This is a genomic window from Vreelandella rituensis, from assembly GCF_003336665.1.
Classification (GTDB): Bacteria; Pseudomonadota; Gammaproteobacteria; order Pseudomonadales; family Halomonadaceae; genus Vreelandella; species Vreelandella rituensis.
The window spans coordinates 1-10,269 of record NZ_QPIJ01000083.1 but is presented as its reverse complement, the minus strand read 5'-3'; the positions used below and the strand labels follow the sequence as shown (position 1 = coordinate 10,269).

At 58.4% G+C, this 10,269-nt stretch carries 6 protein-coding genes; 5 read left to right on the top strand and 1 reads right to left on the bottom strand.

Features of this window, described 5'->3' with window-relative positions:
* Positions 1-339: 339 nt before the first annotated feature.
* The 3 genes from DU506_RS19700 (at position 340) to DU506_RS19690 (ending at position 6,950) form a co-directional block, all read left to right on the top strand.
* Positions 340-2,916 carry a bifunctional diguanylate cyclase/phosphodiesterase gene (locus DU506_RS19700; protein WP_181870834.1) on the top strand — a complete coding sequence of 859 codons (2,577 nt, stop codon included), beginning with the start codon at positions 340-342 and terminating at the stop codon, positions 2,914-2,916.
* Positions 2,917-3,080: 164 nt separating this feature from the next.
* Complete coding sequence (locus tag DU506_RS19695) at positions 3,081-5,051, top strand: diguanylate cyclase (protein ID WP_114488568.1); 1,971 nt, start codon at positions 3,081-3,083, stop codon at positions 5,049-5,051.
* A 165-nt stretch (positions 5,052-5,216) separates the two neighbouring features.
* Positions 5,217-6,950 carry a PilZ domain-containing protein gene (locus tag DU506_RS19690; RefSeq protein WP_114488567.1) on the top strand — a complete coding sequence of 578 codons (1,734 nt, stop codon included), beginning with the start codon at positions 5,217-5,219 and terminating at the stop codon, positions 6,948-6,950.
* Between the two features lie 329 nt (positions 6,951-7,279).
* On the opposite strand, the gene DU506_RS19685 is transcribed toward DU506_RS19690, so the two are convergent.
* Positions 7,280-9,019, bottom strand: coding sequence for a methyl-accepting chemotaxis protein (locus DU506_RS19685; RefSeq protein WP_114488566.1), 1,740 nt, complete (start codon positions 9,017-9,019; stop codon positions 7,280-7,282).
* A 358-nt stretch (positions 9,020-9,377) separates the two neighbouring features.
* On the opposite strand from DU506_RS19685, the gene DU506_RS21805 reads away from it, so the two are divergent.
* Together DU506_RS21805 and DU506_RS19680 are read left to right on the top strand one after the other, a co-directional pair.
* Positions 9,378-9,542, top strand: a complete 165-nt coding sequence (locus tag DU506_RS21805) for a hypothetical protein (protein ID WP_181870833.1) — start codon at positions 9,378-9,380, stop codon at positions 9,540-9,542.
* 120 nt (positions 9,543-9,662) lie between these two features.
* On the top strand, positions 9,663-10,124 hold the full coding sequence (locus DU506_RS19680) for an FAD-binding oxidoreductase (RefSeq protein WP_235825817.1): 462 nt from the start codon (positions 9,663-9,665) through the stop codon (positions 10,122-10,124).
* The last annotated feature ends 145 nt before the right edge of the window (positions 10,125-10,269 follow it).

The window sequence follows — 10,269 nt, the reverse complement described above, 5'->3', positions numbered from 1 at the left end:
TAAGACCGGCAATGCCAAGGCATTGAGGCGACGGACAGCGAAGCAGGAACCTGGGAGGTAACGACCAGGGAATCCCCTTCCACAAGCGCGCTAGCGCTGAAGGTGGGGGAGGATGTCAACCCCGTGAGGGAATTGAACGTTTTGCGGCACGCGGGACTAGCGACGCGACACGCCTTCACCGTTCTTTCATCGTTTATTACACTATAATTCAATTGGTTACGGGCCTTTCCTTGTTTTGCTGACAGCAGGCTTGTTTAGCATGGTCACCTCCTTCAGTATGCGCTTAATACACAAGCCTCCAACCAACGTCAGAGGGGGACATCACATGGGGGCACGTGCGTGACCGACGATCTTACTTTGCTGGAAGGGCAGCAGGATATCCACGAACTGATCGCCCAGCAGGCGCCGCTGGAGAAGACGCTGGATGCAATTGCCGACTGGATCGGTCTCAAGCTCCCTGGTGCCGTGGTGGCCTTCATGCGCTTCGACCCGGCGCGGTGCTCCCTCAGCCTGTATTCCAGCCACCGTTTCTCTCGTCACTATTTCGAGCGACTCCAGAATGTGCCCGTTGGTTCAGCCGTGGCCTCCTTCGGGACAGCCGCCTACCTGCGACGCCAGGTCATCACGGAGGATATCCAGACGGATTCACGCTGGGAGGCTTTTCGCAGCGCAGCCCTTGTCGAGGAGCTCCGTGCCTGCTGGTCGAGCCCGGTGGTCACCGCTCAGGATGAGTTACTGGGAACATTCAGCACCTATTATCGCGAACCCGCCACGCCCAGCGAGGTGAGTCGACGATGGCTTCGTCAGGCCGCCGCCCTGGTCGCCCTGGCGATCATCAAGGACCGCGACAGCCGCCACCACCGAACGCTGGCCGAGTGGCACCGCTCGCTGTTCGTGAATCACCCCGACGGGGTCTACGAGTTAGACCTTGAGGGCCGGTTCCAGCGGGGCAATGCCGCGCTGGAACGGATCACCGGCTACTCAGAACGGGCCCTGAGCGATCGCCATTTCAACGACTTCATCGCTCCCGACTATCGCGAGCTGACCCAAGCGGCTTTCGATGCCGCCAGGGCCGGCGCTTCACACCAGTACGAGACGTTGGGCACTTATGCCGATGGTCACACCTACCCCCTGGAGGTCACCAAATTCCCGGTGACCATTGACGGCGCAATCGTTGGTGTCTATGGCATCTGCCAGGACATCACCCCACGCAAGCAGCAGGAAGCCGAGCTTCGTCTGCTGCAACGGGGCATCGAAGCCAGTCCCACGGGAATTCTGATGGCCGATGCCTCCCAGCGCGATATGCCGATCGTCTATGCCAATGAGGCCTTCTGTCGCCTGGCAGGGTATGCCCGGGATGAGGTGCTCGGTAGAAACTGTCGCTTCTTGCAAGGCGAGGAGACCGCCCCCGCAGCCATCGAAGCGATCCGACAGGCTCTGGCGTTGCATACCGGTGTACAGGTCACGCTGCTCAATTACCGCAAGGATGGCATTCCCTTCTGGAATCGGCTGGCGATCAGCCCGGTCCTCGACGAGGCCGGCCACTGCACCCATTTCATCGGTACCCAGAAGGACATCACCCGTGAGCGCAACCAGGAGGCCAAGATTGCCTATCAGGCCACCCATGACCTGCTCACCGGCCTACCCAATCGAACGGCCCTGGATGACCGCCTCGAGCATGACCTCCGGTCGAGCCAACGGAACCAGCGCCTGCTGGCCGTGATGTACCTCGACCTGGACGGGTTCAAGGCGATCAACGAGGGTCTGGGACACCGCGCCGGCAATCAGTTGTTGGTGGCCATCGTCGAGCGCCTGCGTCAGCTGCTCGGCCCCCACGATACCCTGGCGCGTCTCACCGGGGACGAGTTCGCCTTCCTGGTGCCGAACTGTACGACCCGCGAGGAGGTGGCCATTGCCGCCGAGCGTGTTCTCGCCGCCTTCGAGCGCTCGTTCGATATCGAGGGTTGCGCGTTGCATATCAGTACCAGCATCGGGGTGACCTGCAGCGACGAGGATGTCCAGCAGGCCCACGAACTGCTGCAGCATGCCGACCTGGCGTTGGCAGTGGCGAAACAGCAGGGACGCAACACCTGGCAGTGGTACCAGGGAAAGGGCAAGCAGGTTACCAGCGAACACGTGCTGCTGCGTCATGACCTCCACACGGCGCTACGCGATAACCAGTTCGAGCTCTACTATCAACCCGTGGTCGAGGCGGTCAGCGGCCGCATTCGCAGCGTCGAGGCGTTGGTCCGCTGGCACCATCCGACACACGGCATGATCTCTCCCGGGGTCTTCATTCCCATCGCCGAGCAAACCGGCCAAATCATTCCCCTGGGCCGCTGGGTGCTGCGACAGGCCTGCCAGAGCCTTGCCGACATGCGCGCCAGGGGCGAGCGACTGTTCCCGGTGGCGGTCAATATTTCGTCGTTACAGTTCCGCCGCGACGGGTTTCTCGATGAGGTGCAAGACATTCTGGACGAGACAGGGTTGCCCCCCGAACTTCTCGAACTGGAAATGACCGAGAGCATCCTGTTGGGAGGGGCCGAACAGGCCATCGAGATGATCAGCACACTGCGCGGGATGAACATCACAGTCGCCATCGACGACTTCGGTACCGGCTTCTCCAGCCTCAGCTACCTGCGCGATCTGCCGATTCACAAAGTCAAGCTGGACCGCGCTTTCATCTGCGACATCCTCACCAGCCGCAGCAATGCCGCTATTGTCCAGGGCATCATCACCATGGCCCATCACATGGACCTGGTGGTGGTCGCCGAAGGCATCGAGGAGCGGGTGCAGCAACAGGACCTGATCCGTCGCGACTGTGATCTGCTACAGGGCTTTCTCTTCGCCAGGCCCATGCCGTTGGAAGACCTCCTGAGACTGCCCGACATCCTGCCGGCCATGACCGTAACGTAATCACTGCGTCCCAGGCATCTCGATGAACTCACAATGTCCGAGGACACGCCTGGCTGGACAATGGGCAGCATGTTTCTCCAACGTTTTCTCCAGAAGAATCGTTTTTTCTATCCCGGCCCACTTTCTTGGAATGCGTCCGCGTTATTCTGCCTAGAGATCCACCCATGTCGCTGAAAAACCTCCGTACTCGTCTGGTCTTGGCCATCGTCGTCCCGGTCGTCCTGGTGACGGCCACCTTGTCACCGATCTTCCGGGCACACCTCGATGCCCGGCTCGAGGGAACCCAAGGCAGCGCACAGGCAATGCTGAAAGCCGGGCACGAATCGCTTCAACGCGGCATGAACGAAAGCCTCAATCATGCCCTGGCCACGGCTGAAATATCGCTGCTCAAGCGTTACCTCAGCCAAGTGGGCAAAGCTCACTCGCCCTATCAGGCCGATACCCAGCAGCTCACCGCTGAACGGCTCGCGTCACTGTTCGACACCCTGTTGACCCACGATGGACGCTACACCAAGCTGGTCCTGATCGATCTGCAAGGACGCGAGCTGCTGCATGTCAGGCATGGCCAGCCGCGGCATCAGCAGCTCCTCGCGACCTCGCATGCCGATACCGCGTATTTTCAGGAGGCCATGACGCTGTTGCCCCGCGACCTCTATGTCTCGCCCCCCGGGCGCAACCTGCGATATGAAAATGCCGACGGCGGCGTCGTGCCTGTGGTCAACATTGCGACACCGGTGTTCGATGCCCAGGGCGAACGCAAGGGCGTGCTGCTGGTCAGCCTGGACTGGCAGTACCTGACCGCCGGAATGCGCCATGCCATGTCCGTTGGCGAGGCGGCACAGCCGCTGTTGGTGGACGCCCGTGGCACCTGGTTGCTGGCCGACACGCAAGGGCCAATGCGCTTAGGAAGAAGCTTCTCCGCCGAGTTTCCTGATGCCTGGGAGGCACTCTCGCGGCGCAACCGCGGACAGACGGATCTCGGGGATCGCCTGCTGCTGTTTCAGACGGAAGACATCCGCATCCAGAACTACCGTAGCCAGGCCGGCATGGTGCATAGCTTGCCGGGATATCACCCCTGGCAACTCGGCATCATGCTCCCCAAGCCCAGCCTCGGCACACTGTTGTCGCAGGATCTCGCCCCGCTACTGATCATGACCTTGCTGTATGGCCTGTCCATCGTCTTCGGCGTGTTCTGGGCCTTGAGCAGCCATCGGCAGAGGGTCCTGAAGCTGCAAGCTCAGCAGTACGCCAAAGAGGTGCGCGATCTGTATGAGCATGCTCCTTGCGGTTATCACTCACTAGATGCCGACGGCCACATCGTGAAGATGAATCGTACCGAGCTAGACTGGCTGGGCTATCGTGCCGACGAGGTGATCGGCAAGGCTCACTACCGGGACTTCATCACACCCGAGACGCGTGAAGCCTTCGAGAAAGCCTTTCAGGGGGTCCTCGGGCCGGATCAGGAAGGCTCGGCCGAGTGCGAGCTGCTCACCCGGCACGGGGAAACACTTCCCGTGGTCATCCAGGCCAGCGCCTACACCACGCGCCGCGGCTTCGTGCACTCTCGTGCCATGGTCTTCGACCTCAGCGAACGCAAGCAGCTGGAGGAGACACTGGCGCGTCAGGCCATGACCGATCCGTTGACGGGACTCGGCAACCGGCGTTATCTGGAGGACCAGGCGGCCATGCAAATCGCCCGAGCGAAGCGCAGTGGGGAACCACTCAGTCTGATCGCCATCGACCTGGACCGTTTCAAGCGCATCAATGACACCTACGGCCATGACGTGGGCGATTGCGTCCTGCAAGCCTTCGCCAACCAGGCCAAAAAATTGCTTCGCGAGGAGGACGTGCTGTGCCGGATGGGCGGCGAGGAATTTGCCGCTCTGCTCCCCACCACCTCCGCAGCTCAGGCAATGCAGGTCGCCGAACGGTTGCGCACGGCGCTGGAAACTTCACCGGTGGATGTCGCTCATGACGTCACTGAAGACGGCTGGTTATTCTATACCGCCTCCCTGGGCGTGACCCTGGTCAGCGCTGGGGAAACCTCGCTGAAGCCTGCCATCAAACGTGCCGATCAGGGACTCTACGCCGCCAAGAAGGCGGGGCGGAACCAGGCGCATTGGCAGGCGGTTTGAGGCGCGATAGGTATAGCCAAGGGTCCGCAGGCCACCCAAGAACGGGAATTTCCTGCCAAAGCGATTACCTGCCAAGGAAAATGCATGTAAATTGCTACTTAAGACATAAAAAATAAGCATTTGATTTTTTGAATAAAATACATTGACGCATGCAAGGTGGCTCGAATGGTTGTTCCCGCTCCGTACGAAAACCCCTCGGCGAACGTGATTCGCTCGCTGCTCCAGCACGCACATGAGCTGTCAGTGTATACCAAGGACATGTTCTATCCCCTGAAGGCGGAAGTCACGGAACTGGATCTGAGTACCGGCCGCCTGGTGCTGGAGGTGGCGTATGCCGGCTCGGATATCGAACGCTACCTGGGTAGCGGTGGCCTGAGCTTCGATCTGGAGTCGCTGAAGGGACCGCAGGCCATCGAGCGCGTGACCTACAGCCTCAGTAACGTCAGCGCCAAGCTGCTCAAGATCGACAGAGAAGTGTATCGCCTGGAGTGCCAGCTCCCGGAGTCGGTCTTCGTCACGGAGAGTCGGGGTGCGGTCCGCATACCCTTTATCCTCGGCATGCAGGCCCGAGTCAGCCTCGAAGTCTACCTGCATGAGCTCAGTGTACCGGGCCGACTGATTAACCTGTCGGCCGGTGGCTGCATGGTCGACATCGACCTGGCGGAGAGTATTGCAATCAGCGTGGATCAAGACATCCACGGCGTGACGCTGGAGTTTCCCAACAGCGAGAGCTTCTTCGCTGAAGGCAGGGTTCGCCATATCCGCCCTTTCGGTAACCATGGCCATGCAGCTGTCGGCGTTCAATTCATCAACCTGACGACTGCTCAGACAGAGGCCCTGTTCCGATACGTCAATGAAGCGGAGCGAGAGGCCGCCTACCGTGCCGGCTCCAACCACAAGATCACCGAACACTCGCCGCTGTTCATCCCTGGCGCCAAAGAGAATAAGATTCTGCAGCGAGAAGCTCAGGAGCGCGAGAAGCGTGCTCGCCAGACGCCCATGGAGTGCGGTGTGATGGAGGTAGCTCATCAGCTCCAGATAGGCCTGATGCACATAAAGAGCCACAACCTGTTTCCCAGCGAGATCTTCTACGATTGCGTCGACACCCTACGCTACCTGTTGGAACAGGACCGCAAGGCTTTCCTGTATGCCCTGTCGTTTCTGCGGGATGAGCCGAACTGGGTCAGGCATGCTGTCCAGGTTGCCGGCCAGTTAGCCGACTTCATCATATCCCGCAACCCACATGACCCCCAGGCGCGAGAGGCCGTGCTGGGCGCCCTGCTGCACACCATGGGCAAGCCACTACTGATAAGCCCACAGTTACCGTCACTCAAGGTGAACATGAACCCGACACAGAAGGCGATCCTCAGGGGGCATGTCGCGGCATTGCTCAGGAAACTGAGTGAGCTGGGTTGGGAACCGAGCCCCACCTGCCGCGATATAATAGAGAATGCCAATGAGCGTGCTGACGGCTCCGGTTATCCGGCGGGTAAGCGCGGCGAACAGCTCACGGATCTGATTCGGCTGATTGCGGTGATCAAGGCAATCAACAAACTGGCACATGCGTGTAATGGCGTACCACCCCACTCGCAGCTTGATGCTTACCGCTGGGTTCATGAGGCGGACACGGCCTATGACAAAACGGTGCTGGTGGAATACATCCAGAGGTATGGCCTGTACCCGATCGGCAGCTTGGCGAAGTTCTCGGGGGGCTTTCTCGCCTGGGTCATGGATATCGACGGCAAGGGCATGCCAAGTCAGGTGCATGTCGTCAAGAACCTGCGTTTTCCCGACACCAACATCAGCAGCGTAATCACCAAAAATGACTTCTCACAGATCGGCAAGCTCGAGGATACCGTCAACCCTGCAGATTATGGGGTGAAAGTCACCAAAGTGTAGAACATCAGGCAGTTATGGCCGTGAAGGTAAACTTTCAGGGAGGATAAAGCCTGTTGATGCCTGCAAGGTTATCAGCTAGCGCATTCGTCAGGTGATCCGGTAGCTCTGTCAGAAGTACGTCCGGGATTGGCGTTCAGCCGCTAACCGGCACCGGCGTATGGGCAGCTCAGAGGCGGAAATCACTGGCCATCACTGCACCATAACGGATCGTAATCTGATCAGAATGGCTGTCTGTTAGCGGTGCTGTAACCAAGAGTTCGGCACCTGGCAGCCCGCCAAGTCACAGAGGCGCCACCCGGACGCCTCCAAGCTACATGGCCTTTAAGGTTTTAGAAAGCTTCCCACTCTTCGAGCTCACTCTGACCCTGCCGGCGTGTTTGGTTCTCACCTCCTGATGTTGAGCCGTCGATGGTTTTAGCATTGTGAGCCTGTTGACGCTTCTGAACGTCTCTTGAGCCGGTAGTGGTTGATACCTCGGCTCTCACCCTTCGTTGAGAAAGCGGAGCGGGTGAAGATTTACCACCTTCCACGAGCCGGAAGGTACCCACAAGCTCTGCCAGACGGACGGCCTCGTCTTCCAGCGACGCCGCAGACGTGCTGGTCTGCTCGACCAGCGAGACGTTCTGCTGGGTGGCACTGTCCATCTGATTGACGGCTATCGTCACCTGGCTGATACCGTTCTCCTGTTCTTGCACGGCATTCTGGATCTCCTGCATCATGGCCGTGACCTTCTGGATCGCCTGCATAGTGACGTCCATTTCATCCAGTGTCTGGCCCGATTGCTCGGCGCCGGCCGCAATATTCTGGGTGATTTCCAGGATGATGGTGCGGATCTCCTTGGAGGATTCGGCGGAATTGGCCGCCAGCTTACGTACCTCTCCGGCGACCACCGCGAAGCCGCGGCCATGCTCACCGGCTCTGGCGGCCTCGACTGACGCATTCAGGGCCAGAATATTGGTCTGGAAGGCGATACCTTCGATGGTGCCGATGATGTCTTGCACACGACGCGAACTGGCTTCCATGGTTTCCATCAGCTGCGTGGTGCGGATAACGGCTTCACGAGACTCTGTCGCCTTATCGACCGCTTCTTCACTGAGACGGCTGGCCGAGGTGGCGGACTCGCTGGTCTGGCGGATGGTTGAGTTCATCTCTTCCATGCTGGTGGCTGTTTCCTGTAGAGCAGAGGCCTGCTCTTCGGTACGGGTCGCCAGATCCTCACTGCCAGCCGCGATCTCACGGGAGCTGTGTGACACTTGATCACCGCTCTGACGCAGCAAGCCGATGATATCCACAAGGCGGGTTTGCATCGCCTGAAGCGACTGGCTCAGGGCGCTGATCTCGTTACGACCACGCACCTCGATATGGTTGGTGAGATCCCCTTTGGCGATCTGGGCGCAGACATTACCAGCACGTCGCAGTGGTGCTACTAGTAGTTTCTGCATGCCGACGTAAGCACCAAAAGTCAACAGGACAGCCATCAGCAGGAGCACCGCTGTCAGGATAATGGTTTGCTGTACGCTGCGAGTGGCAGCGGCCTGCATTTCGGCGGCACGCTCCTCCGCGAAGCCCGCAAAAGCCCGCACGTTTTCCGAAAATGCCGGCCCGATGCTGTCAAACCGTTGGCGCTCCTGGCGCATTGCCGCGACATCGCCCTCCGCGATGGCATTCATCACCCCTGGGGTGACGAACTCGTTGTAACCGTCAATTACGGCTTCGACGTAGGGAAAGCGACGATGAGAAGCATCAACGGGGATGTCACGAAATTCTTCGAACCAATCCACGCCACGCCCCAGACTCTCTTGTGTCTGGTTTAACGCGAGGGTTGCCATCTCATCTTCGCCGCGCCGAGAAAATTCCTCGTAACGCGACATGCGCAGCCGCATCTCCAGGAGATTGGACTCCATGCGGTTAGCCGCATTGGCTTGATCGACACTGATTTCCGATAATTCGTTGATATCACGGTTAAGTCCTAGCTCACCACGGATTGACACTGTACCGATAATCGCTGTCATGCTGACCATGATCAGCAACAGAATGGTCAGAAGTGTTTTTAGAGTCACGTTTCTCATTTTTTATCCTATTTTGGATACTTTTTTCGTCAAAGGACCCTCGGGTGAATGCAATTCATCCGAGGGTCCTTTGGTATCGACTTTTACTTATATTTCTTTAGGTTAAAAGCCAATAACCAGTACCTTAACCACCACACACGGCCTACAAGCGACCTGCCTTGAGGGATACCACTTTGACATCCTCTCCTCCCTCAGCTTGTGCTGCCGCCTTGTGGCGGAAAGGAAGGGTGATCTTACTCAGCAACAGTGGACACTGCGTTCTGCAATAAGCGTCTCTTACCTACCCAGGCGCACTGTGTCCTGAGATGCTTATTTACTATTTTTGTGTTTAAAGACACACAACCTGCAAGAGGTCACCATGACGACCTTCGAAACACGGATTCACGACAAGTCGAAATGTGCCGCTGGTCTGAAAGCTGCTGCTGCAATACTGGAGAAATGGGGCGCCAGCGTTGAATGCACCCACGAACAAGAAATAAGAGGGTTTGTTGACAGACCTGACTATACTGTGATTGTAGACTGACGAAATGCCAATCATGAGATCGCAGTGAGGTATGAGGCTAATCGCCAGCCTGGGCGTATTCCTTACTTCCTCTGCTCGGCGGCGTTTTCTACGCTTCCCGAGCCTTCAACGGTGGTCGTCATGAGCCAGCTTTCGCAAACCGCAATAAAGGAGTTCAAGGCCGATTTCGCGGGAAGTGTGATTCTTCCTGAAGATCCTCAATACGATGAAGTGCGTCAGATCTGGAATGCCATGATTGATCGCAGGCCCTCCATGATTACCCGCTGCACTTCACCTGCCGATGTGGTTCATTCCCTAAACTTCGTTCGCCAACACAACTTGCCCTTCTCCATACGCGGAGGTGGTCACAACATTGCCGGCAATGCGGTCTGTGACGATGGCGTGATGATCGACCTCTCGCTAATGAAGAAAGTAGACATCGATCAGGAACTTCATCGAGGGTATGTTGAGCCTGGCTGTACCCTCGCTGACTTCGACACCGCTGCCCAAGCGCACGGCCTCGCCACGCCTCTAGCAGTCTGTCGGATTAAGGGGCGCGAATCGCAGAAGCAGCGTCCCTTCGTTGGTTTTTCCGCAGGGTAAGCAATCCTGCGGTTGGAAAGGCGTTTTCGCCTTCTACAGCCTTGTCTTGTGCCGTCTCTTGGCCCCTACAGCGCGTGCTATCAGGGTAAGGGGCGCCCCTTACCCTGTGGTCAGGCGGTGCATCCGCTTGATGTTCCAGGCCATG